This is a genomic window from Sphaerisporangium dianthi (genome assembly GCF_042654065.1).
Taxonomy (GTDB): Bacteria; Actinomycetota; Actinomycetes; order Streptosporangiales; family Streptosporangiaceae; genus Sphaerisporangium; species Sphaerisporangium dianthi.
Map to the genome: position 1 here is coordinate 111,623 of NZ_JBHSFP010000008.1, position 23,852 is coordinate 135,474.

19 protein-coding genes and 1 pseudogene are annotated in these 23,852 nt (G+C 69.3%); 12 read left to right on the forward strand and 8 right to left on the reverse strand.

The window, feature by feature from the left end; translation table 11 throughout:
* The first annotated feature begins 5 nt into the window (after positions 1-5).
* The 4 genes from ACFO60_RS14595 to ACFO60_RS14610 all read left to right on the forward strand — a co-directional run bounded on the left by ACFO60_RS14595 (position 6) and on the right by ACFO60_RS14610 (position 6,396).
* Positions 6-1,319, forward strand: a complete 1,314-nt coding sequence (locus ACFO60_RS14595; protein WP_380840718.1) for an ABC transporter substrate-binding protein — start codon at positions 6-8, stop codon at positions 1,317-1,319.
* A gap of 115 nt (positions 1,320-1,434) precedes the next feature.
* Entirely contained in the window at positions 1,435-2,376 is a 942-nt protein-coding gene (locus ACFO60_RS14600; RefSeq protein WP_380840720.1) for a carbohydrate ABC transporter permease, read from the forward strand.
* 19 nt (positions 2,377-2,395) lie between these two features.
* The gene (locus ACFO60_RS14605; protein ID WP_380840721.1) at positions 2,396-3,286 is read left to right on the forward strand and encodes a carbohydrate ABC transporter permease; all 891 of its coding nucleotides are present in this window, start codon (positions 2,396-2,398) and stop codon (positions 3,284-3,286) included.
* Between the two features lie 149 nt (positions 3,287-3,435).
* Positions 3,436-6,396 carry a glycoside hydrolase family 3 C-terminal domain-containing protein gene (locus ACFO60_RS14610; RefSeq protein ID WP_380840722.1) on the forward strand — a complete coding sequence of 987 codons (2,961 nt, stop codon included), beginning with the start codon at positions 3,436-3,438 and terminating at the stop codon, positions 6,394-6,396.
* 123 nt (positions 6,397-6,519) lie between these two features.
* On the opposite strand, the gene ACFO60_RS14615 is transcribed toward ACFO60_RS14610, so the two are convergent.
* Both ACFO60_RS14615 and ACFO60_RS14620 read right to left on the reverse strand, forming a co-directional pair.
* Complete coding sequence (locus ACFO60_RS14615) at positions 6,520-6,939, reverse strand: PIN domain nuclease (RefSeq protein ID WP_380840723.1); 420 nt, start codon at positions 6,937-6,939, stop codon at positions 6,520-6,522.
* A 139-nt stretch (positions 6,940-7,078) separates the two neighbouring features.
* A pseudogene (locus tag ACFO60_RS14620) lies at positions 7,079-7,159 on the reverse strand (hypothetical protein); the annotation flags it as partial.
* A 558-nt stretch (positions 7,160-7,717) separates the two neighbouring features.
* Here ACFO60_RS14620 and ACFO60_RS14625 point away from each other — a divergent pair.
* The 6 genes from ACFO60_RS14625 to ACFO60_RS14650 all read left to right on the forward strand — a co-directional run bounded on the left by ACFO60_RS14625 (position 7,718) and on the right by ACFO60_RS14650 (position 12,201).
* Positions 7,718-8,314 carry a DUF3626 domain-containing protein gene (locus ACFO60_RS14625; RefSeq protein WP_380840724.1) on the forward strand — a complete coding sequence of 199 codons (597 nt, stop codon included), beginning with the start codon at positions 7,718-7,720 and terminating at the stop codon, positions 8,312-8,314.
* Between the two features lie 99 nt (positions 8,315-8,413).
* The gene (locus ACFO60_RS14630) at positions 8,414-9,280 is read left to right on the forward strand and encodes a hypothetical protein (protein WP_380840725.1); all 867 of its coding nucleotides are present in this window, start codon (positions 8,414-8,416) and stop codon (positions 9,278-9,280) included.
* A 63-nt stretch (positions 9,281-9,343) separates the two neighbouring features.
* A complete protein-coding gene (locus tag ACFO60_RS14635) occupies positions 9,344-9,769 on the forward strand; it encodes a hypothetical protein (RefSeq protein WP_380840726.1) in 426 nt (141 codons plus the stop codon).
* A 295-nt stretch (positions 9,770-10,064) separates the two neighbouring features.
* Complete coding sequence (locus ACFO60_RS14640; protein ID WP_380840727.1) at positions 10,065-10,877, forward strand: alpha/beta hydrolase; 813 nt, start codon at positions 10,065-10,067, stop codon at positions 10,875-10,877.
* 305 nt (positions 10,878-11,182) lie between these two features.
* Positions 11,183-12,013 carry a helix-turn-helix domain-containing protein gene (locus tag ACFO60_RS14645; RefSeq protein ID WP_380840728.1) on the forward strand — a complete coding sequence of 277 codons (831 nt, stop codon included), beginning with the start codon at positions 11,183-11,185 and terminating at the stop codon, positions 12,011-12,013.
* Positions 12,004-12,201, forward strand: a complete 198-nt coding sequence (locus tag ACFO60_RS14650) for a DUF397 domain-containing protein (RefSeq protein WP_380840729.1) — start codon at positions 12,004-12,006, stop codon at positions 12,199-12,201. The genes ACFO60_RS14645 and ACFO60_RS14650 overlap by 10 nt, the downstream gene beginning before the upstream one ends.
* On the opposite strand, the gene ACFO60_RS14655 is transcribed toward ACFO60_RS14650, so the two are convergent.
* Positions 12,179-14,212, reverse strand: a complete 2,034-nt coding sequence (locus tag ACFO60_RS14655; protein ID WP_380840731.1) for a protein kinase domain-containing protein — start codon at positions 14,210-14,212, stop codon at positions 12,179-12,181. The genes ACFO60_RS14650 and ACFO60_RS14655 overlap by 23 nt on opposite strands.
* A 6-nt stretch (positions 14,213-14,218) precedes the next feature.
* A complete protein-coding gene (locus ACFO60_RS14660) occupies positions 14,219-16,303 on the reverse strand; it encodes a serine/threonine protein kinase (RefSeq protein ID WP_380840732.1) in 2,085 nt (694 codons plus the stop codon).
* Positions 16,304-16,614: 311 nt separating this feature from the next.
* On the opposite strand from ACFO60_RS14660, the gene ACFO60_RS14665 reads away from it, so the two are divergent.
* Positions 16,615-16,866, forward strand: coding sequence for a hypothetical protein (locus ACFO60_RS14665; RefSeq protein ID WP_380840734.1), 252 nt, complete (start codon positions 16,615-16,617; stop codon positions 16,864-16,866).
* Between the two features lie 54 nt (positions 16,867-16,920).
* Here ACFO60_RS14665 and ACFO60_RS14670 read toward each other — a convergent pair whose 3' ends face one another.
* From ACFO60_RS14670 to ACFO60_RS14685, 4 genes are read right to left on the reverse strand one after another with little or no spacing between them, the layout of a single operon-like run.
* Positions 16,921-18,549, reverse strand: a complete 1,629-nt coding sequence (locus tag ACFO60_RS14670; protein ID WP_380840735.1) for an alkaline phosphatase family protein — start codon at positions 18,547-18,549, stop codon at positions 16,921-16,923.
* Positions 18,550-18,559: 10 nt separating this feature from the next.
* Positions 18,560-19,465 (reverse strand): carbohydrate ABC transporter permease, encoded by a 906-nt coding sequence (locus ACFO60_RS14675; RefSeq protein WP_380840736.1) that lies wholly within the window; start codon positions 19,463-19,465, stop codon positions 18,560-18,562.
* Complete coding sequence (locus ACFO60_RS14680; RefSeq protein ID WP_380840737.1) at positions 19,462-20,517, reverse strand: ABC transporter permease; 1,056 nt, start codon at positions 20,515-20,517, stop codon at positions 19,462-19,464. Before ACFO60_RS14680 ends, ACFO60_RS14675 begins: the two co-directional genes overlap by 4 nt.
* A 45-nt stretch (positions 20,518-20,562) precedes the next feature.
* Entirely contained in the window at positions 20,563-22,275 is a 1,713-nt protein-coding gene (locus ACFO60_RS14685) for an extracellular solute-binding protein (protein ID WP_380840738.1), read from the reverse strand.
* A 338-nt stretch (positions 22,276-22,613) separates the two neighbouring features.
* Here ACFO60_RS14685 and ACFO60_RS14690 point away from each other — a divergent pair, with 338 nt between their 5' ends.
* A complete protein-coding gene (locus ACFO60_RS14690) occupies positions 22,614-23,825 on the forward strand; it encodes an ROK family protein (protein ID WP_380840739.1) in 1,212 nt (403 codons plus the stop codon).
* Positions 23,826-23,852: the final 27 nt, after the last annotated feature.

Below are 23,852 nucleotides of genomic sequence, written 5' to 3' on the forward strand. Positions count from 1 at the left end.
ACACCATGTCCAAGATAGGGATCGCCGCCGCGCTCGCCGCGGCGGCGCTGGCACTGGCCGCCTGCGGCTCATCGGGGTCGACGGACACGAGCGGCGGGGGCGGCGCCTCGACCGAGGCCAAGACGCTGACGCTGTGGCACTTCGAGGGAGCCACCAGCGCCATGGGCGTCGCGTGGGCGGACGCCATCAAGCAGTTCGAGGCGAGCCACCCGAACGTGAAGGTGAAGGTCGAGGAGAAGGGCTTCGAGCAGATCCAGAAGACCGCCCCCATGGTCCTCGGGTCCGACCAGGCTCCCGACATCATGCTTTACAACAAGGGCAACGCCACCGCGGGCCTGGTGGCCAAGCAGGGGCTGCTCACCGACCTCAGCGAGCAGGCGGCCAAGCGCGGCTGGGACAAACTGCTCACCCCGAGCCAGCAGACCACGGCGCGCTACGACGACCTCGGCATCATGGGCTCGGGCAAGTGGTTCGGCGTCCCGAACTACGCCGAGTACGTCATGGTGTACTACAACAAGGACGCCTTCGAAAAGCAGGGCGTCAAGGTGCCCACGACGTTGGACGAGTTCACCGCCGCCATGGACAAGTTCGTCAAGGCGGGCACCACCCCGATCTCGGTCGGCGGCGCCGAGTATCCCGCCCAGCAGATCATGTACCAGCTCGCGCTCAGCAAGGCGCAGCGTCCCTGGGTGGACGCCTTCCAGCTCTACAAGGGCAAGGTCGACTTCCATGGCCCCGAGTGGACCTACGGCGCCACCACCTTCGCCGACTGGGTGAAGAAGGGCTACATCGGCAAGGACTCGGCGGGGATCAAGGCCGAGGACATGGGCGTCGCCTTCATGTCCGGCAAGTACCCGATCATGATCAGCGGCAGCTGGTGGTACGGCCGGGTGAACACCGAGGTCAAGGACTTCAAGTGGGGCACCTTCCTGTGGCCGGGCAACCAGCTGAGCGCCGGGTCCAGCGGCAACATGTGGGTCGTGCCCGAGAAGTCCAAGAACAAGGACCTGGCCTACGACTTCATCGACGTCACCATGAGCAAGGACATCCAGAACAAGCTCGGCAACGCGGGCGGCGTGCCGATCGCGGCCGACCCCGCGGCGATCACCGACGAGAAGAGCAAGGAACTGATCGAGAACTTCAACAAGCTCTCCGCGCAGGACGGGCTGGCCTTCTACCCCGACTGGCCGGCGCCCGGCTACTACGACGTGATGGTCGCCGGAGTCCAAGAGCTGATCAACGGCAGCAAGCCCCCGGCCAAGGTGCTGGACGAGCTCGCGGAGCCGTACAACGAGAACCTCGCCGACATCGGCGGCTGAGCCTCGTCGCCGAACAAATGCTGATAAAGCCGGATAAGACCGGAACATCGTGCGCGTAGGGGAGGGACGGCAGGCTCCGCGGCCGGCAGGCGGCGGGGCCGGGGCCGAGCAATAGATGGCAGTACACGCTCCGGCGACGCGGCCCGCGCGGGCCCGGACGCCCGAGCCCGTCCAGCGCTCCCGCAGGGGCGCCGGGTACTGGGTCTACCTGGTGCCCAGCGCGGTGCTCTTCCTCGCGATCATCGTCGTGCCGTTCCTGATGAACATCGGCACGAGCTTCACCAGATGGAGCGGCGTCGGCACGCCGAAATGGATCGGGCTCGACAACTACAGGCGGCTGCTGCGGGACGAGACCTTCTGGACCTCCTTCCAGCACAACGTCGCGCTGATCGTCGCCATGGCGATCGTCCCCACCTTCATCGGCCTGGTCCTGGCCGCCGCGCTGTTCGACTACATCGGCAAGCGTTTCGGCGGCCGGACGGCGAGCGCGCTGCGGGCCGCGTACTACCTGCCGCAGGTGCTCCCCGTGGCGGTCGCCGGCGTCGTGTGGGGCTGGATGCTCCACCCCTCCTACGGCGCGCTCAACGAGGTGCTGAAGGCCGTCGGGCTCGGGCCGCTGGCGCAGAACTGGCTGGGCGACCCCGACATCGCCCTGGCCTCCGTCATGGCCATCATGGTCTGGTTCCAGCTCGGCTACCCGGTCGTGATCTTCATGGCGGGGCTGCAGCGGGTCGACCCGGCGCTCTACGAGGCGGCCGAGATCGACGGGGCGTCGTGGTGGCGGCGGTTCTGGCACATCACCGTGCCGCAGATCAGGCCCGAGGTGTTCGTGGTGCTGCTGACCTGCACCATCGCCGCGCTCAAGGTCTTCGGTCCGATCTTCGTGCTCACCCGGGGCGGCCCGGGCAAGGCGACGCTCGTGCCCTCGTACTTCAGCTACCAGAACTTCTTCGAGAAGTCGAACGTCGGCTACGGCTCCGCCATCGCCACCGTCCTGGCGATCATCATCGTGGTGGTCACCTTCCTGTTCCTGCGCGTCCAGGAGCGCGCGTCATGACCCGGAAAGAGCGCATGCCATGACCTCCATCTCGGCAGGCCACGCCACTCCGGCGCGCCGGGCCCGCCAGGCACGCGGCAGGGTCTCCGGCGCCGGGCCCGGCAGGTGGGCGGTGCTGGCCGGGCTGGTCGTACTCGCGGTGGTGATGCTCCTGCCGTTCGTCATCGTCACGCTGAACGCCGTCAAGACCCCGGCCGAGTACTCCTCGGGCGGGCCGCTCAGCCTCCCGCACGGCATCCACCTCGACGGCATCGTCGAGTTCTGGAACCGCGTCGACTTCGGGCGCAAGCTGCTCAACAGCCTGGTGATCAGCGCGGTCGTGGCGGTGCTCGCCGTGGTGCTGTCGGTGCTCAACGCCTACGCCCTGGGCATCGGCCGGGTGCGGGGCCGGCTGTGGGTGCTGGTGCTGTTCCTGGTGGCCAACACCCTCCCGCAGGAGGCCCTGGCCTACCCGCTGTACTACATCGCCAAGGCCGTCGGCCTGTACGACAGCCGGCTCGCGGTGATCCTCATCTTCACCGTCATCCAGGCCGCCTTCGGCACCTACCTGCTGTCCGCCGTGCTCGGCGCCTTCCCCAAGGAGATCATCGAGGCGGCGGCCATCGACGGCGCGAGCCGCTGGCGGATCCTGTGGGGCATCGTCGTGCCGATCAGCCGTCCCACGCTCAACGTACTGATGATCTTCTTCTTCATCTGGACCTGGAACGAGTTCTTCCTGCCGCTGATCTTCCTGATCTCCAACGACAACCAGACGGTCCCGGTCGCGCTCGGCGTGCTTCAGGGCGACAAGATGATGGACGCCACCATGTCCAGCGCCTCGGCGCTGCTGGGCATCATCCCGGCCGTCGCGTTCTTCCTGATCTTCCAGCGGACGCTGACCCGCGGCGTCACGGTGGGCGCCATCAAGTGACCACCGCCGCCCGGCGGGGCATCCCCGCAACCTGTCGTCGCCACCTCCCGTCGTGCCGAAGGCCCCGCGAAGCCGGTCCCGCGCGGGGCCGCACCGGCCCCCGAGACCCCGCACCACCGATCGCGTTGACCACCTGACCTGGAGGCGCCATGTCCCCCCGGCGACCGTTGTTATCAGCCGCCGTCTTCGGCCTGCTCACGACGCTGCTGGCGGCCCCCGCCACGGCGGCCGCAGACCTTCCCTTCCGCGACCCCGCCCTCCCGCTGAACCAGCGCGTCGACGACCTGCTCGGCAGGCTCACGCTCGACGAGAAGATCTCGCTGCTGCACCAGTCGCAGCCGGCGATCCCGCGCCTCGGCGTGCCGTACCACAAGAACGGCACCGAGGCCCTGCACGGCGTGGCCTGGTCCAACGACGACAACAACGGCTGGAGCCAGACCTTCGCGAGCGGGACGGTCTTCCCGCAGGCCGTCGGCCTGGCCAGCACCTGGGACCCCGAGCTGGTCAAGAAGGTCGGCTCCGCCGTCGGCGACGAGGTGCGCGGCTACAACTCCGCCGACCCGGTCGCCTGGGGCACCCAAGTGTGGGCGCCGGTGGTCAACCTGCTGCGCGACCCGCGCTGGGGCCGCAACGAGGAGGGGTACTCCGAAGACCCGCTGCTGACCGGCGCGATCTCCGTCGCCTACGGCAAGGGCCTGTCGGGCGACGACCCGCTGTACCTCAAGACCGCCCCCGTGCTGAAGCACTACCTGGCCAACAACAACGAGTACCAGCGCAGCCTGACCTCCTCCAACCTGCCGCCGCGGGTCAAGCACGAGTACGACGAGGCGGCGTTCAGGCCGGCCATCGCGGCCGACGCGGCCACCGGCGTCATGGGGTCCTACAACCTGGTCAACGGGCGGCCCAACACCGTCAACCCCGACATCGGCGGCCTGGTGCGCGGGTGGACGTCCAAGGAGCTCTACAACGTCAGCGACGCCTGGGCGCCGCACGCGCTCACCGACCCCGAGCACTACTTCGACAACGAGACCGAGGCGTTCGCGGCCACGCTCAAGGCCGGCATCGACAGCTTCACCGTGGACGACAACAAGCCGGCCACGATGACCGCGCTCATCAAGGACGCCCTCGCCAAGGGCCTGCTGACCGAGGCCGACGTCGACCGGTCGGTGCACCACGCGCTGTCGATCCGCTTCCGGCTCGGCCAGTTCGACCCGGACGGCGGCCCGTACGCCAAGATCACCAAGGACGTCGTCAACAGCCCGGCCAACCAGAGGCTCAACCGTGAGACCGCCGGCAAGGCCGTGGTGCTGCTGGAGAACTCCGCGAAGACCCTCCCGGTCGACCCCGCGAGGACCAAGAAGGTCGCCGTCATCGGGCCGCTGCACGACACCCTGCTCAGCGACTGGTACGGCGGCAAGATGCCCTACAAGGTGACCCCGCTGGCCGGCATCAAGGAGCGGCTCGGGGCCGGCGCCACCGTGACCGGCGCCGACGCGCTCGACCGGGTCGCCTTCAAGGACGTCAAGACCGGCAAGTACATCACCGTGACCGGGGACTCGGCCGCGGTCACCGTGTCCGACACGACGCCGACGGCCGCCTCGCAGTTCGACCTCACCGACTGGACCGACGGCGTGTCCACCCTGCGCAACGCCGGCAACGGCAAGCTGCTCACCGGCAACTGGGGCACCTTCATCGCCAACTCCGACACCCCCGGCGGCTGGTTCGTCCAGCAGCAGTTCTCGCTGGAGAAGCAGGCCGACGGCGCCTACCTCATCAAGTACGTCGGCTACGAGATCAACGAGGGCTGGTGGTCGCCCCCGAACCCGTACGTTACCATCGACGCCGACGGCACGCTGAAGATGGGCGCCAAGGCCGACGCCGCCCGCTTCGCCAAGGAGGTCCTCACCAGCGGCGCCCAGGCCGCGGCCGCCCAGGCCAAGGCCGCCGACGTGGCCGTCGTCGTGGTCGGCAGCGACCCGTTCGTCGCAGGACGGGAGAACCACGACCGCACGGGGCTGGCGCTCGGCGACAGCCAGCAGGACCTCATCGCGGCCGTCCTGAAGGCCAACCCCAACACCGTCGTCGTCCTCGAGGACAGCTACCCCACCACCATGCCCAAGGTGCAGGGCAAGGTCGGCTCGCTGCTGTGGACCACCCACGCCGGCGCCGAGACCGGCCACGCCCTGGCCGACGTGATCTTCGGTGACGTCAACCCCGCCGGGCGGCTCACCCAGACCTGGTACAAGTCGGAGGCCGGCCTGCCGAGCATCCTCGACTACGACATCACCAAGACCGGCCACACCTACCTGTACTACAAGGGCTCCCCGCTGTACGCCTTCGGCCACGGGCTCAGCTACACGACCTTCGGCTACCAGGGCCTGAAGCTGAACTCCGGCTCGGTCAGGCCGGACGGCACGGTCACCGCGACGGTCAAGGTCACCAACACCGGCAAGCGGGCGGGCGACGAGGTCGTCCAGCTCTACACCCACCAGCGCACCTCGCGGGTCACCCAGCCGGTCAAGGAGCTGCGCGCCTTCCAGCGCGTCCACCTCGCGGCCGGTCAGACCAAGACGGTCACGCTGTCGTTCAAGGCCGCCGAGCTGGCCCTGTGGGACGTCACCCGCAACAAGTGGGCCGTCGAGAAGGCCCCGCACGACGTCATGGTCGCAAGCTCCGCAAGCGCCGTCCGCCAGCGCACCACGCTGGACGTGCTGGGCGAGAAGATCCCGCACCGCGACCTGTTCACGGCCACCCGCGCCGCCGACTTCGACGACTACGCGGGCGTGGAGCTCGTGGACGAGACCAAGGCGTCCGGCGACGCCGTCGGCAGGACCGGCGCCGGCGACTGGATCGCCTTCAAGGACGCCGACCTGCGCACCGGGGCGACCGGCCTCACCGCCGGGGTGGCGGCCACCGCCGCCGGGAGGATCGAGGTCCGCCTCGGCTCACCCACCGGCAAGCTGCTCGGCACCCTCCAGGCCCCGGCCACCGGAAGCGTCTACACCTACACCTCGGTAACCGCGTCGCTGACCAAGGCCGCCGGCATCCACGACCTCTACCTCGTCTTCAACGGAGACCTCCGCATCAAGGACTTCTCCCTGACCCGGTGACCCTTCGCTCCGCTCCCGGCGCGGCCGACCCGCCGCACCGGGAGCATGATCGGGCACACTTCAGGGATGAACGCCTGCCCGCCCAAGAAGATCGCCCCTGGGCCCGTCCGAGGAGTTCAATGGTCAGCTCAGAGATCCAGGAGGTGCTAGCCACTCCACTGGCTGCCCGGTGACCTTCGCGATGGTGTCGTAGTCGCGGTCATAATGCAGGATGGTCAGCCCGTTGAGTTCCGCGGTCGCCGCCACCAGCAGGTCTACGGGGCCGGCACACCGATGCTGTTTTTGCTTTGTCAGCAATTCCTGGATGTCGGCCGCCCGTTGGAAGGCGCGATCGGGCATCGGGACCCAGCAGTACTCATCATGCAACCTGCCTAGCACCGACGTCCTGTCGGCGAAGGATCTAGCACTAAGCAGCAGTTCCAGTTCGGTGATGGGGCACAGACCGATCCTGCCGCTTCTCAGCGGCTCCTGCCACTTCACCCGCAGATCCTTCTGCCGTCCCAGACGTGCAAGCGCACTGGTGTCGATCAGATACCGGGGCATGACCGCCTCGGTAGTTTCTCTTGTCCATCAGCCAGTCCAGGTCGAGCGCGCCTGAGTCCGCCAGTTCCACGAAGTGGTCGAAGGCGTCCGCCCTTCGGCGCCAGTCTGCTGTCGCCTCCAGCAGAATTGTATTGACCGCTTCCTCCTGGCTTGACGTGTGGCACATCTCCATGGCCGCGGCAAGGGCCGCATCGTCCACATCGATCGTTATCTTCGCCATCGTGCACCTCCGGAGTTCGGGGCGTCGCCTGGAGTCTACCCGAGCGGTACGCGTCCATTCGGTGACTTTGCGTAGTGGACCTCATGCAAGCAGAACGTAATTGATCCGATGCGTTGCGTGATGAGAATCCGTAAATCAGAACCGGTCGAGCCCCAGAGTCGTACCCAACCGGTCGAGGGTGAACATCGCGGCCGGTCGGCCCAGATGATCTGGATGTTGCCGTGCGCCGGCCCGGCGTGCCGGGAAAGGACGCCGACCTGCGCACCGGGGTGACCGGCCTCACCGCCGGGGTGGCGGCCACCGCCGCCGGAAGGTCGAGGTCCGCCTCGGCTCGCCCACCGGCAGGCTGCTCGGCATCCTTCAGGTCCCGGCCACCGGCGGTGTCCACGCCGCGGTCACGACCTCGCTGGCCTAGGCCGGCGGCGTTTCACGACCTCTACCTTGTCTTCGGCGGGGTTATCCGCATCAAGGACCTCCGCCTGACCCGGTAGTCCTTCGACCACGCTCCCGGCGCCGCGGACACGCCGCACTGGGAGCATGGTCGGGCACACTTCAGGGATGAGCGACGGCACCTCCCCCTCGTCTTACGAGCGAGCTCTGCGCCATGTCGAGGCCCACTCGTCGGGAGGGCCGCTCGACTCCCGGTTACGCGTGACCTTGAACTTCCATCCGGACAGACTGGTCGGCGGCCGGCCGATCCTGGGCAGGCTGGCCGACGATGGCGTCTACCTCTCGCAGTTCGTCACGGGCGTCGGCAACGGCGGGCTGACGGCCCACCCCGGAGGCGACCGGTGGCGCTGGGAGAGCCGCATGTTCGGCGGTGCCTACGACCACGCGCCCGCTAACGAGCGCCCCGTCTACGGAGCGTTGAACTTGCGGCGCAAGGAGGTCGGCGCGGCACCGCGGTTCGGGTCCGCCCACTTCAGGCTGACGGAGGAGACCCTCGCGCGTGCCACGCTCTGTTACCCGGACAGCTTCTTCGAACCCTCGGCCTTCGGCGTCGCGTCCCGGATGCGACTCGTCGATCTGGCCGAGAACGACCGCCAAGATCTCCTGGACGACTACAAGACGCTCAAGAAGGTCTGGCACTGCCTGGCGCGTTTCGGCTCCGCGTCCGCCGAGCCCGTCGCCGCCGGCGCGTGCCGGCGCTGTTGAAGCAGGCGGTCAGGTCATAGACCATGATGCTCAGCGTCGACGTCGCCGGTGGGGCACACGCGGTCCGTGCATGTTCTCGGACGGAAGGATGGGCCGGCAATGCGAGCCATTTCCCGCGCGAGGTGGGAGTCTCTCGCGGCTTACTGTCGTAAGCCGCCCGCGCAAGCCCTGTCGCATGAGCTTGCCTGGTTCGAGGCCGATGGTGAGCGTATCGTCGCCACGCTCATCGTCGACACGGACGGCGAGTATTCCGGGATCATCCTGGCGCGTGACCGCCTGGAGAGATTCCGGTGGGTCGGAGGCACGGGCTACTTCGACACCCCCGAGGATGCTCTCGCCGACCTGAACCGCGAAATCCTCGACCTGCTGCCCAACCTGGAGGAGGAGCGCCTCCAGGGCGATGAGACCGGCAGAGCCGTCGACTTCTTCACGCCGCTCGCCGACTCGGCGAGGTTGCATCCGCACTTCCGCAGGATCTCCTCCGGTGACGAGTTCTCGGCCGCACGCGAGATCATCAGCGCGATGATGCGCTGGCACGAGGATGTGGACGGGAACTTCGTCGAGCAGTTCCAAACCACCGGCTTCGATGCCCGTGTCTGGGAGTTGTATCTGTTCGCGGCCCTGACCGAAGCCAACCTGGAGGTCTCGCATCCCAAGCCGGCCCCGGACTTCCTGGCTCGCGGCCTCGAGGGTGAGTTCGCCGTGGAGGCGACGACGATCAATCCGAGCATGGGCCGCGATGGCCGGCCGACTACGCCTCCGCGGCCCCAGACCGGCGAGGAACGAAAAGCGTACTTTCTGCATTACCTGCCCATCAGGTATGCGGGACCCTTGACCACGAAACTGCGAAAGGAGTACTGGAAGCGTCCTTCGGTGGCCGGAAAGCCGTTGGTCTTCGCGATCCAGGACTTCCATGGCGTGATGTCGATGACCTACAGCGGCTCGGCGCTGCCCATTTATCTCTAGGGCCGCGCGCAGGACGCCCGGCAGGATGAAGAAGGGCGGCTGACCATCACGTCGGCCGAGATCGTGGAGCACAAGTGGGGGAACAAGGTGGTGCCATCAGGGTTCTTCGCGCTGCCCGGCGCGGAGAACGTCAGCGCAGTGATCTTCAATGGTGGCGGCACGATCACCAAGTTCAACCGGATGGGCGTGAGCGCCGGATTCGGCTCGGACGAGGTCGTGCTCATCCGCCGCGGCACCGCTTGGGATCCCGACCCCCATGCGTCCACCGCCGTGCCCTTTCTGCATGTCGTGAGCAATGGGTATCCAGAGACCTGGATCCAGGGCATGGACGTCTACCACAACCCGAACGCGCTGCACCCGCTCAATCCGGACCTTCTTCCCGGCGCGGCGCATCACCGGCTACGGGCGGACGGGCAGATCGAGACGACCGCGATGGGCTTCAAGCCGATAACGTCCGCTACCACGGCCCTAACGTTCCGCGCCGACTGACGATCCGCCGCCCCGGCTCCGCGTCTGCCGGCCCTTCGCCGCCTTCCGAGCCCCGAGCCGGCAGATGATCGGATGGCGGCACCAGCCTCCTCCTGGGCGATCGGGCGCGACGGGTTGACAGCGCGGTCGCGCAGGTGCGAGGAAGCTCAATGTGAATCGTGGTCGTGGCGTCATCGCCCTCGTCTTCTGTGGCGTCTTGTCCGCCTGTCAAAGCGGTACGGAAGGGGCGGGTCCGCAGGAGACCGCTCCGGCCTCCGCGCCCGCCGTGGCCCGGACACCCCGTGAGCCGGCCAAAGTGGTGTCGACCGAGGTCGTGGACGAGCGGACCGACAAGCTCACCATCGAGTCCGCGGCCACGGGCGGCCGGCGCTCCGTGTGGGTCATGCGTCCGGCGGCCTGGAAGCAGGGGTCCACGGGCTGGCGGGCGCTGTACATGCTGCACGGCTGCTGCGCGGGCGGCGGATGGGACTGGCTCGGCAGCGGCGAGGTGAAGGCTATGACCGCCGGCCTCGACGCCGTCGTCATCGTCCCCGAGGGCGGCATCATGGGCTGGTACACCGACTGGCGTGACGGCCCGGCCTGGGAGACCTTCCACACCTCCGAGATACCCGCCCTCGTCGAGCCGAAGTACGGGGTTGGCGAGCGCCGGGCCGTCGTGGGCTTCTCGATGGGAGGCTTCGGCGCGTTCGGTTACGCGGCCCGCCACCCCGGCATGTTCGAGGCGGCCGCCTCGCTTTCGGGTGTGCTGGACATTCGGCGGGACGTCCGCGGCTACCGTTCGTTCTTCGAGAGCTACGGCCTTGACACCGGCGACGTCTGGGGCGACCCCGGCTCCTGGGCCGCGTACAACCCCGCCGACCAGGCCGCCCGCCTCAAAGGCGTCCGGCTGTACCTCTCGTGCGGCAACGGCGAGCCCGGCCCTCTCGACCCCGGCCAAGGCGCCCACGACGACGTCGAAGACGGCATCCTCCGCCAGAACGAGAACTTCGCCGAGGCGGCCAGGAAGGCCGGCCTCACCATGACGAAGGACTTCTACGGCAAGGGCACCCACACCTGGCCCTACTGGATCCGCTCCCTCCAACGGGCCCTCCCCATCTTGCTTCCCTGACCTGCCGACCTCGCGGTCGTCGTGCGACGGCTCATGGGCGGGCCTGATCGCGTAGCACTTCGGTGGCCGTCGGAGGTCCCGCTTTCGCGGGCGTGATGCTCGTTCCGGTCGCTCAGACGATCACCTCGGGCGGGGTGACGCATTGCGATAAGTGCCGCTTTCCGGATGCGTCCACGGAGTCGTGATTTCTCGCCCCACGCCGGGAGTCGGGGCGTTACCCTTGGTGGTCAATTGACTACGGAATGACTTCACGGTTGTTCTGACGTCGATGAGTCAGGTCTGGCCAGGTGTCGCGAGGGGACCTCATGACCAAGATGATCGACATTGACCCCGAGGAGTCGCCGCGCGCGCGGTTCGCGTACGAGTTGCGCCGCCACCGGCTTGCGGCGCGCCTCACCCAGAAGCAACTGGCCCGGCGCATCGGGTTCTCCAGCAGCGCCGTCGCCATGGTCGAGACGTCCAAGTTCCGGCCGTCCGAGCGCTTCGCCCAGCTCTGCGACCAGGTCTTCGGCCTGGACGGCGTCCTGGCCGGCCTCTATGCCGAGGTCTGGCCGCCCCCGCCCCCCGTTCCGGCCCACTTCCGCGACTGGGCGAAAGAGGAACAGAGGGCCACCGCGCTGCGGCTCTGGTCCCCGCTTCTGATCCCGGGCATCCTCCAGACCGAGGCCTTCGCCCGGAGGATCTTCGAGCGAGAGCCCGGCCTCACCGGCGAGCAGATAGAGGAGCGGCTCGCCGGCCGCATGCAACGCAGGTCGATCTTCTCGCGCACCGATCCGCCGGCCGTCATGTGCCTGATCGACGAGGGCGTCCTTCACCGTCCGGTCGGCGGTCCCGGGGTGATGCGCGAGCAGCTCGAGTACCTGGTGGAGATGGCACGCCGGCCCCGGGTGACCATCCAGATCGTGCCCTATAACGCGGAGGCCCTTTCGGGCCTGATGGGCGCCTACGCCATTGCCGAAATGCGGGGAAACGCGTATACGGTGCGAGTGGAGGCTCAGCCCAAGGGCCGGACGATAACCGACAGAAGCGCCATCACCGAGATCATCGACCGCTATGACGCCGTCCGGGCGGACGCCTATCCGCAGCACCTGTCCTGCAAGATCATTGAGGAAGTGGTGGCGCAGAAATGGACCTGAGCGCGGCGCGCTGGCGGAAGTCGACCTGGTCGGGCGGGGACGGCGGCGAATGCGTCGAGGTGGCCGGCGGGCCGGCCGGGGTCGTGGCCGTGCGGGACTCCAAGAATCCTCATGGCCCCGTGCTGCTGTGCGGCGCCGGCGAGTGGAAGGCCTTCCTCGGCGGCGTCAGAGGCGAGGCGTTCGGGTGAAGCGGTGGGTGGACCGGCCGGGGGCGCCGTCGACCTCGTTGGAGGGGACGTCGGCGAGCACACGGGCGACCTTGCCCTTCAGGTCGACCACGACGATCTGCTGAGGGCTCTTGGTCTGGTCCCGGTACATGACGTGGGCGTCGTTGAACCAGCCGATGGTGCTGTACGACTTCGGCACCGAGAAGGAGGCGCGACGGCGGCCGGTGGCGAAGTCCCACACGCACATGGCCGCGTAGGCGTCCGGGCACGTCGTGAGGAACGACTTCCCGGCCGGCGAGATGGCGCCCTCGGTTCCGTACGCCTCGCCGACGCCGGGGATGGTGCGGACGGTCTTCCCGCGCAGGTCGAACACGCGCAGTCCTGCCCTCGGGCCGCTTCCGTAGTACTGCGCGACGGTGGTCTCGCCCGGCGCCCACATGAAGGGCGCTCCGGTCGCGCCCTGGGCGTCGGCGGTGACCAGGCTCGCCTTCGCGCCGGCGACGTCGACGACGGCGAACCCGACCGGTCTCCTGCCCTCCGTCGTGGCCTGGAATGACGTCAGCAGCAGCCTGCGGCTGTCGGAGGACCAGTGGGGGTTGAAGTTCTGCAGCCGCTTGTCGGTCAGCCGGACGATGAACTGCCGCTCGCTCGCCCGTTCGATCAGCCGGATGAAGTCGTACGGCTGGGGGATCGAGTCCTTCAGCCAGGGCAGCACCGCGGCCCACTTGCCGTCCGGCGAGATGAGCGGCTCCTGGAAGGGGCCGGCCGATTCGAATCGGCCGGACGCGGGGTCCCTCAGGTAGCCCTTCGACTCCTTCCCGGTGGTGTAGATGACGGTGGTCAGGCGCACCGGGTCCGCGGGGTTCTCGTGCAGCGTCGTCTTCAACCCGGGCAGCCGCACGTCGTCGGTCTTCGACGCCGGAGCCGCGGTGACCTCGGCGACGGGCTTCGGCGGCCCGGCGGACGTCCGCGGTGGCGCCGTCGCGGTGCCGCCGCGCGTGCTCAGCCCGTACACCATGGCCGCGGAGGCCAGCGCGAGCGCCACGGCGCCCCCCGCCAGCCAGGCGCGGCTCGGAGACCTGCCGCCGTCCCCCCTCGGCACGGTGGTGATCTCGCCGGCGGCCGGCACGTTCAGGGGCGCGGCGCGGGGCCCGGCGGCGCCGCCGGCGGCGACCGCGGAGCCGGCCGAGAGCAGGTCGGTGCCCGCGGGGCGTTCACGCGCGCCGAGCAGGCGCATCAGCGCCTCCCGGGCGGCGGGACGCCGCGACGGGTCCTTGGCCAGGCAGTCGGCGATCAGTTCGCGCAGGTCGCCCTGGAGGCCGCCGAGGTCGGGCTCGCGGTGCAGGATGCGGTTCACGACGGCGGGCAGGGAGTCCATGCCGAACGGCGGCCGCCCCGTCGCGGCGAACACCATCGTCGATCCCCAGGCGAACAGGTCGGCGGGCGGCTCCACCGTGGCCGTCTCGAGCTGCTCGGGGGCCATGTACGGCGGGGTGCCGACCACGCCCGAGCCGGTCGCGGCGGCGTCGAGCGCCCGCGCGATGCCGAAGTCGATCACCCGTGGGCCGTCCCGGCCCAGCAGCACGTTGCTCGGCTTGAAGTCGCGGTGCACGACCCCGGCGCGGTGGATCGCGGCCAGCGCCGTCATGGTGCCGACGGCCAGGCGCCGCAGCCGGGTGTCGCGCAGCGGGCCTTCGGCGTCCACGACCTGCTGGAGGGTGGGGCCCTCGATGTACTCGCTGACGATGTACGGCCGGCCGTCCAGGGTGCCGCTCTCGACGACCTGGGCTGTGCAGAACGGCGCGACCCGGCGCAGGATCTCGGTCTCGCGCAGGAAGCGGCCGGGGGCGGACACACCTCCGGCCTCCGGCCCTGCGAGGCCCTGGCGCAGCACCTTGACGGCCACGCGTTCCCCCGAGGGCGCCGCGGCGAGGAACACCGAGCCCTGTCCCCCTTCCCCGAGTCGCGCGGTGAGCTCGTAGTCGCCGATCTGGGACGGATCGCCTGGGCGCAGGGGAGTGGTGGAGTTCACGGCCGGCTACTTCCACCCGAACCGGACGAAGACCGTCTCTGAGTCCTTCTTCGGAACATCGACCAGCGTGCGCTTGACCTTGCCGTGGAAGTCGATGACGACGTACTTCTTGACGTCCTTGCGCGTGTCGAGGACGACCAGGTGGTGCTCGTCCCACCAGCCGTGGACGGAGATGTCGTCACTCCAGACGGGGATGGTGGCCGTCCGGTTGCCCGAGTCGAGATTCCAGACGCAGACGGTGTCCGGCGCCTTGGCGTCGGAGGACGGCGGGCAGTAGGTGAAGAAGGAGCGGCCGGAACGGGAGAAGATGCCCGGCCCCGGGATGAGGCCGACCCACGGCAGGGTGCGTACGACGTTGCCGTTCAGGTCGCGGAACCGCAGCCCGAACCTCGGCTTGCCCTTCTTCTCGTACGCGCCGACGACGTAGGCGCCGTCGGGGCTCCAGTCGAAGTTGCCGTACCCGTCGCGCTGGTCGTCGGTCTTGACGACGGTCGCCTTGCGGGTCGCGACGTCCACCACCACGAACCCGGCGGGGTACTGCGTCTTCTTCTTCAGGTCGAATTCGTAGAAGGTGAGCAGGAAGCGCTTGCTGTCCCTGCTCCAGACGCCCGACAGCCCGCGAAGTGGCTGCTTGAGCGTGTCGATGGAGAACTTCTCACCGGTGGCGCGGTTGTGGAAGACGATGTAGTCGTAGCTGGACGCCGCGAACTTCAGCCACGGGTTGATCGTGGCCCACTTGCCGTCCGGCGAGACGGCCGGGTCGCCGAACTCGGCGTTCTCGGCGATCTTGCGGAAGGTGTCGGCGCCGGTGTCGCGGGTGTAGCTCTGGTACAGCTTCTTCTTGATGTCCTGGACGAAGTAGGCGTTGAGCTGGAAGGGGTCCGCGGGGTTCTCGTGCAGGGTGATCTTCGACCCGGGAAGGGTGACGTCCTTGGTGGCCGGGGGCGGCGGGCTGGGCGAGGCCTCGATGACCGAGGCAGACGGGGCGGGGACGGGCGTCGGGGCGGGCGCCGGTGCGGCCACGGGCGCCGTGGTCGTGCGGGGGACCAGCGCGTACACCGCGCCTCCTGAGGCGAGCGCGATGGCGAGGGCGCCGGCCACGAGCAGCAGGGACCGGCGGCGCCGGGCGGCCCGTCCCGGCGGCGGCAGCGTCACGCGGGCCGTCGAGTCGGGCGGCGGCGCGGCGAGCAGGTCGCCGAGCGGCCACGGCCCGGCCCCCTGAGGCGCGGACCCCTGAGGGGCGGCCCCCTGAGGGGCGGGCGCCGCGGCGATGGACTCCGCGGTCGCGAGGATCTGCGAGTGGCCGACCAGGCGGAGCAGCGCCTCGCCGGCCGACGGGCGGCGGGCGGGGTCCTTGGACAGGCACTCGCCCACCAGGCTGAGCAGGTCGCCGTCCAGGACGCTCAGGTCGGGCTCGTCGCGCAGGATCTTGTTGATCGTGGCGGACATGCTCCCCGCGTCGAACGGGTCGCGCCCGGAGGCGGCGAAGAGCATGGTCGCGCCCCAGGCGAACATGTCGGACGACGGCCCGACGGGAGCGCCGTCCAGCTGCTCGGGGGTGAGGTAGGCCGGGCTGCCGACCGACCGCGTCGTGCTGCTCACCCCGGCGTTCAGGGCCTCGGCGATGCCGAAGTCGATCACCCGGGGTCCGTCGGGGCCGAGCAGGACGCTGCGCGGGCCGAACTCGCGGTGGGCGATGCCTGCCTGGTGGATCGCCACGAGCGCGGTCATGGTGCCGATGGCGAGCCGGTGCAGCGCCGGGCCGCGCAGCGGGCCCTCCACTTCGACGGCCTGCTTGAGGGTGGGCCCGTCGATGTACTCGCTGACGACGTACGGCTGGTCGCCGGCCATGCCGGTCTCGATCACCTGGGCCGTGCAGAAGGCCGACACCTGCCGCAGTTCGTCCACCTTCGCGAGGAACCGGTCGGCGCCGGCCAGGTCAGAGTGCAGCAGCTTGACCGCCACGTGCTCCTCGCCCGGCCTCTTCGCCAGGTAGACCGTGCTCTTGCTCCCCACACCGAGCCGGCCGACGATGTGGTAGCCGCCTATATCGGTTGGATCATCCGTGAGGAGGGGCGAAGCCTCCGGCATGTCGGGATTCTCCTTAGGAAAGTCCGTCGGTAGATCGTTAATTATGCGTACGGAAAGCGATGGCGGGGTGGTTGTCATCACTTTCGCCGGGCTTTCGACAGCCTCTCACGCCTGACGGGCCGCGGGGAGCGCCAGGCGGGCGCGGCTCTGACGGGCGCGCGGGACCGCTGTGAGACCGGCGCGGGTGGGTGGTCTCCACCGGTTTCCGGCCCCACAGAGCTGATCAAAGGTGTGTACGGAATCAACCGGCTTAGAGTCGCCCGCCACCCTTTCTGGGTACTTCGGGAGAAAGCAAACCCGAAGGGGAGATCATGGCTAGATGCGAAGTATGCGGTAATGATTATGAAATGAGCTTCGAAGTGCATGCCAAGGGCGGTGTGCACACCTATGACTGCTTCGAGTGTGCCATCCAGGGCATGGCGCCGGTGTGCGAGCACTGCGGGTGCCGCATCATCGGCCACGGCGTCGAGGCGAGCGGCCACTGGTACTGCTGCGCCCACTGCGCGCGGGAGAAGGGCGTCTCTGAGCTGGTCGATCACATCGGAGCCGTCTCCTCGCGCTGACGACGACCCGCTCATGGCCCCGGCCCCCTGATCGCGAGAGGGCCGGTGCCGAGGTCACAGGGAGCCGGCGGCGCGCAGGGCGCCGGTCAGGTCGTTGACCCGCGTGTCCCGGATGCCCACCGGCGCCAGCTTCAGCCCGCGCTCGATCGTGGCGAGGATCGATGTGGTGTCGTACACCGTGTGGTCCACGCCGGAGTGCCGCAGCGACCGGCCGACGACCAGGGTGGGGATGCGGGTGCCCGGGCCGAACGCGTCGAAGGCCCCGCGGGTGCGGCCGTCCGCCCCAGGCGGCGGGACGTGGTCCCACTGGCCGCCGAACTCGTCGTAGGTGACCACCACGAGCGTGTCCTTGCTCTGCGGGCCGCTGTCGATCGTCTCGAGCAGGTCGACCAGGTGGTCGCTGCCGTCGGCCTCGCTGGCGTAACCGGGGTGCTCGTTCTCCGCTCCGTACGGCTTGACGAAGCTCACCGTCGGAAGCGTCCCCTTCTTGGCCGCCGCCAGGAACGCCTTCTCGTCCTTCAGACGCGCGCGGCCGGGCTGCCCCGGCGCGTACGCCGCGAAGTAGTTGAACGGCTGGTGGTGGTACTGGAACAGGGGACCGGGGCGCCCGGCCTCGGCGTCGTCCCAGCCGCCGGAGTACCAGGCCCAGCTGACGCCCTTGCCGCTCAGCCGGTCGCCGATGTTGGGGTACACGGCGTCGTCGATCAGCGGGAGCCGGTCCCCGTCGCCGTGCGGCGCGACGGCCGGCTGGATGGTGTTGACCGCGTAGTCGCCGCAGACGACCGCGGGGTTGGCCGCGGGCCCGCACGCCTGCGTCAGCTGGGCGTCCTCGACCGAGGTCTTCGGCACATAGAGCGGGTAGTCGGCGCTGGGGAACCCCTCGGCGTCGACCACCGAGTGCAGGATCTCGTTCGGCCCGCCCGGCCCCGCGCTGGTGTCGACGGGCGCGCGGCCGGCGATCAGCCACTGGTGGTTGAGGAACGAGCCGCCGAAGGCCCCCTGGAAGAACCGGTCGGCGACCACGTAGCGGGGCGCGCCCGCCGAGTGCAGGTACTTCCAGATGGGCAGCCTGCGCGTGTCGTAGACGCCCATGGTGAGGCCGACGGCGTCGCTGCCGGTCACGTAGCGGTCCTGCCTGCCGCCGTGGATCTGGTACTGCTCCTGGTAGAAGCGGTGGACCAGGTCGCGCGTGCAGCCGCCGGGCTCGGCCCCCTCGCCGCCCCTCGGCACGCCGTTGGGCGCCGCGACGCCCGGGGCCGGGCACGTCCTGTCGTCCGGGCCGATGTGGTCGTCGATGGTGAACGGCTTGTCGGCGAAGTGGCCGGAGAGCACGCCGTGCGCGGCGTCCTCGCAGGTGGCCTTCAGGGGCGGGGTGGTGAGGTTCACGTCGTTCTGGGGCAGGCAGGTGTAGGGGGCGCCGTCCTGGGCGACCTGCCGCACCCGCGACGAGGCCCGGTCGAGGCCGTCGACCCGGTGGCCGCCCACCGGCCCCCAGCCGCCGTAGAGGTTGTCGAAGCTGTGGTTCTCCTCGTAGATGACGACCAGGTGGCGGAAGCCGGCGATCACCCGCGGCCCGGCGTCCGCGTCGCCGCCGCCGGCCACCGCCGCGCAGGCCGGCAGCGACAGCGCCGCCAGCAGCGCGCACGCGGCGACGGCCGCCGTCGGTCTTCTCGTCGCTAGCACCCGCTCATCATCACCCCTTGACCGCGCCGATGATGACTCCCTTGGTGAAGTGTCGCTGGACGAACGGGTAGAGGAACAGCACCGGCACCAGCGCGATCGTCACGATCGACATCTGGATGGCCAGGCTCGGCGGCAGCGTCTGCCCGGCGATGGTGTCGCTGGTCTGGCCGACGACCAGCGACTGCCCCTGAAGGACGTACTGCCGCAGGACCACCTGCAGGGGCCATTTGCTGTTGTCGTTCAGGTACAGCACGGCGTTGAAGAACGAGTTCCAGTAGCCGACCGCGTAGAACAGGCCGATCACCGCGACGACGCCCTTGGAGACCGGAAGCACGATGCGCCAGAGGATGCGGAACTCTCCGGCGCCGTCGACCCGGGCGCTGTCGGTCATCTCGCCGGGGATGTTCATGAAGAACGCCCGCATGACCACCAGGTTGAACGCCGTGACCGCCGAGGGCAGGATCAGCGACCAGTAGCTGTCGATGAGCCCGAGCGAGCTGACCAGCAGGTAGTTCGGGATGATCCCCGGCCCGAACAGGAACGTCAGCAAGATCATGAAGAGCAGCGGCCGGTGGAACAGCGAGCCGGGACGCGACAGCCCGTACGCGGCGAGCACGGTCACCGACAGGCTGATCGCCGTCCCGACGCCCGTGACGGCCAGGCTCACGGCGACGGCGCGGGTGACCACCCCGCCGGCGAACAGCTCGCCGTAGGCGGCCACCGAGAGCTCGCCGGGGACGGAGACCAGCCCGCCGGCCCTGGTGACGGTCTCCTGGGTGGACAGGCTGGTGAGCACCACCATGTAGACCGGGAAGACGACGCAGGCCGCGATCAGCGTGAGCGTGAGGTTCTTGATCAGCCGCCCTGCCAGGCTCGGCGGCTCGTCCCAGACGGGGCGCGAAGTCGTGGTCATCATGATCGTTTGTAGATCCCCTGCTCGCCGAATCGGTGGGCCACCTTGTTGGCCACGAGGATGAGCAACAGCCCGACCAGGCCCTTGACCAGGCCGGCCGCCGCTCCGTAGCTCCACTCGCCGGTGGTGAGCGTGCGCCAGTACACGAAGGTGTCCAGCACCTCGGCCGCCTCCCTGCCCACCGCGTCGCGCTGGAGGAAGAACTGCTCGAAGCCCACGTTGAGCGCTTCGCCCAGGCGCAGGATCAGCAGCAGGATGACCACCGGCCGCAGGCCGGGCAGCGTGATGTGCCAGATGCGCTTCCAGCGGCTCGCGCCGTCCACCGCCGCGGCCTCGTACAGATGCTGGTCGATGGCGGCGAGCGCGGCCAGGAAGATGATCGTCCCCCATCCCGCGTCCTTCCAGACGGTCTCCGCGGTGACCAGTAACAGGAAGGTGTCCGGGTTGGTCATCAGCTCGATGCCCTTGTGGCCGTGGTCGCGCAGGATCTGCGAGATCAGGCCGGCCCCGCCGAGCATCTGCTGGAACAGCGTCACGACCAGCACCCAGGAGAAGAAGTGCGGCATGTAGACGATGCCCTGCATGATCAGCCGCAGGCGGGGGCGGACGACGCTGTCCAGCAGGATGGCGAGCGCGATGGGCACGGGGAAGTAGAAGACCAGCTGGAACGTCGTGATGCTCAGCGTGTTCAGCGTGGCGTCCCAGAAGCTCTCATCCTGCAGGAGCCACTGGAAGTTGCTGAACCCGATGAACGGGCTGTCCTTGAAGCCGACGTAGGGCGAGTAGTCCTGGAAGGCGATGATGTTGCCGAGCAGCGGCACGTAGTGGAACAGCAGCAGCAGTCCCGCCGCGGGCAACGTCATCAGCAGCAGCGGCCAGTCCCGTCGCAGGCGGCTCGCCAGCGGCCTGCGGGCCGGACTCTGGCCGGACTTGCCCGTTTTCCTGCCGTTCCGGCTTGCCTTAGAGGTGGTGTTGCGGACATTGTTAGTGGTGCCGGTCTCGGCGGGTGAGGTCAGGTCACCCGCCGGGCCGGTCCTCAGGCCTTTCCTCAGCACGCCGGCCGCCGTCGTCCGCCCGCTCCGGACCCGGCCGCGGGCCGGCTACGCACGGCCGTTGTCCCGCAGGACCTTCATGTAGAACTCGCGCGCCTCGTCCCCGCCGTCGCGCCGCCACTCGGCGGCGATCTTCTTGACGTCGCTCACCGGCCGGCGCCCGCGCATGACGTCGGTGAACTTGTCCTCGGTGGGGATCTGCAGGCCCGCCATCCGTGAGGGCCGCTGGTCGCGGATACCGTCGAGCGGGGTCTTCTCGATGTACTTGAACGAGGCGTTCTGCCATCCGATGTTGCCCTGGACGGCGTCGGGGAAGGCCACGTAGTCGGCGACGATGGGCCTGCCGCCGAGGAACACGTACGACGGCTGGGCCTCCTTGCGTCCGAGATCGGTGTACTGCGGCACGCCCTTGTCGTCCCGGTTGAAGTGCTTGCCCTCCACGCCGTAGGTCGCGAGCTCGTACTCCTTGGTGCCGAACGGCGCGGCGCACCAGTTGAGGATGGACAGCAACTCGGCGATCTTGTCCTTGCCCAGGCCCTTCTTCACGAACGTGAAGATCCCCGCCGGCTTGTTGTGATACATGATCGGCGTGCTGCCGTCATGGGAGAACAGCGGCATCACGTCGATGGCGAACTTCGGGTTCTTGCCGCGGTGCTGCTGGAGCATCTCCTTCCAGGCGCCGAGGCCGTCGCGGTAGACGACGATCTGGCCGGAGGCGAACAGGTCCTTCTCGTTGGCGCCGCGGTTGCTGCTGATCACGTTCGGGTGGATGAGCTCCGCCTCGAAGAGCTTGCGCATGAAGGCGGTCATCTCCTCCCACTCGGGCGTCTCGTACCTGTAGACGAGCTTGCCGCCCTCCAGCCGCCACTCCTGCGGGACCTTGAAGACCGGCCACACCATCTCGTGGATGTCGCCGAACGCCCAGCGCTTGGCCTTGGGGTCGGTGATGGTCTTGCCCAGGGCGAAGAGCTCGTCGGCGGTCTTGGGCAGCGCCCAGTCGGAGTGCTGGTCGAAGATGTCCTTGCGGTACAACAGGGCGTAGGGGAAGGGGTCGGTCGGGAAGGGCACCGACATGAGCTTGCCGTTGAAGACCGAGAAGCTCCAGGCGGTGGTGGGCAGGTTGGCCAGCATCGGGTAGGCCTTGACCTTGTCGCCCTGCAGGTAGGGGGTGAGGTCCTCGAACGTCTGGTCGACGGCCCGGTTGAAGTCGGCCATCTTCTCGATCTCCCACTGCGGGATGACCATGAGATCGGGGATGTCGCCGCCCGCGAGCCGCGCCGTCACCTTGTCGACGTAGGTGATCCCGTCGGCGATCTGGAACTCGATGGTCGCGCCGATGTCGGCGTTGCACGCCTGGAAGTAGGCGTTCTCCGACAGCCCGGGCGGGGGAGGGCCCCACAACGGCGTCATGGCCTTGTAGGTGCCGCCCTTGCCGGCCGTGCCGGGGACCGCGTCGGCGAGGGTGGCCGGGTAGTTCACGAAGCCGCCGCCGACGTCCGGCACGCCGAGAAGCGTCGAGGTGGTGCCGGGGATGTCCGGCTTCACCCCTTGGAACGGGACGTAGGACGGGGTGAGGGACTTCAGCTTGTCGGCCGCCGCGGCGGTGGCGCCGCCGCTGCCCGGCCTGCGTCCGGCGGGGGTGGAGCAGCCGGCCAGCAGGCCGCCGCCGGCGAGCGAGGCGGCGCCGAGGCCGACGAGGCCGAGGAAGCCCCGGCGGCTGGGGTTGCCGGCGGCGCTCGTGCCGTCGTGGGGAGATGTCACCGGATGCTCCCTTCGTACGGGCGTACGGTGCTTCGCGTGGGGGATGTCAACGGGACTCCTTCAGGTCGTGCCAGGTGTATGGCCTGTCAAGGGTGTCGAGGGGCGGAGCTGCGCGGTAGAGTTAGTTCGTCTGGTGACCAAACAAATTAGTCCAGGGGCACGGACGCCACAAGGGACGGCCCGCGTCGCCGACCGCGGATCCATGACATCGCCGGTCAGGGATCGATGACATCGGCGCGGCGGTGCGTGCGGCGAGGGAGCACAAGGCGAGGTATGACCAGCGGCTCGACGATGCGGCATGATGGGCCCACCGGGGCTCAGCGGGAACGGGGCTGATTTTGATCAACACGCACACCGGGCCTCAGCCGGCGGACTTCGCCGACGTAAGGGCCACCAACCTCGCGGTCGTGCTGCGGTTCGTGCGGGAGAACGCGCCCTGCTCCCGGGCCGACATCGCGGCCTCGACGGGCCTCAACAAGGCCACGGTGTCGAGCCTGGTCGCCGACCTCATCGACCGGCGGCTCCTGCGCGAGACCGGCCTCACCGAGAACCGCGTCGGCAGGCCGGCCACCATGCTCGTGCTGGACGGCTCCCCGTACGCCGCGATCGGCATCGAGGTCAACGTCGACTACCTGACCGCCGTCGCCGTCGACCTGGCGGGAACCGAGCTGCTGTCGTGGCGGCGGTCGTTCCCCGGCGCCACCGCGACTCCGAACCAGGCCGTCGCGTCCGTCGCCGCGCTCGCCCGGCGGGTGCTCAACCGCATGGGCAAGGAGGCTCGCCAGGTGCTCGGCCTGACCGTCGCGGTGCCGGGCCTGGTCGACGTGAACGGTTCGGTGCGCATCGCGCCCAACCTGGGCTGGCGCGACGTCGACCTGTCGGGCGACCTGACCAAGGCCCTGCGCGACCCGGGCTTCCCCGTGCTGGTCGACAACGACGCCAACCTCGCCGCGCTCGCCGAGCACCGTTTCGGCCCGCACGGCGGCGCGGGCGACCTGGTCTACCTGACCGGCGAGGTGGGCGTGGGCGCGGGCGTCGTCCTGGACGGCCGGCTGCGCCGGGGCGGCCAGGGCTTCGCCGGAGAGGTCGGCCACATCCAGATCGATCCATCGGGCGCCGAGTGCCGCTGCGGACGGAGGGGCTGCCTGGAGGCGGTCGCCGGGATGGCGGCCGTGCTTCAGCGCACCGCCCCCGACGCCACGCCCGCCGAGCTGGAACCCGAGATCGAGGAGGTCGTGCGGCTGGCCCGCGGCGATGATCCCGCCATCCTCGATCTGCTCGCCACCATCGGCGGCGAACTCGGCAAGGGCGTGGCGATCATCGCCAACGTGCTCAACCCCGAGGTGGTCGTCCTCGGCGGGTACTACATCGCCGTCGCGCCGTGGATGCTGCCCGCCGCGCGCGAGGAGTTCGCCCGCCGCAGTTTCGCCCCCGACGCCGGAGGCACCAGGCTGGTCGCCTCCACCCTCGGCTACGGGGCGGCGGCGCTGGGCGCGGCCGCCCGGCTGCTCGACTCGATCGACTCCGGCCGCCTGCCCGCCCAGCGCTGACCGCGCCGGCCCGGTTCGGACCGCTCC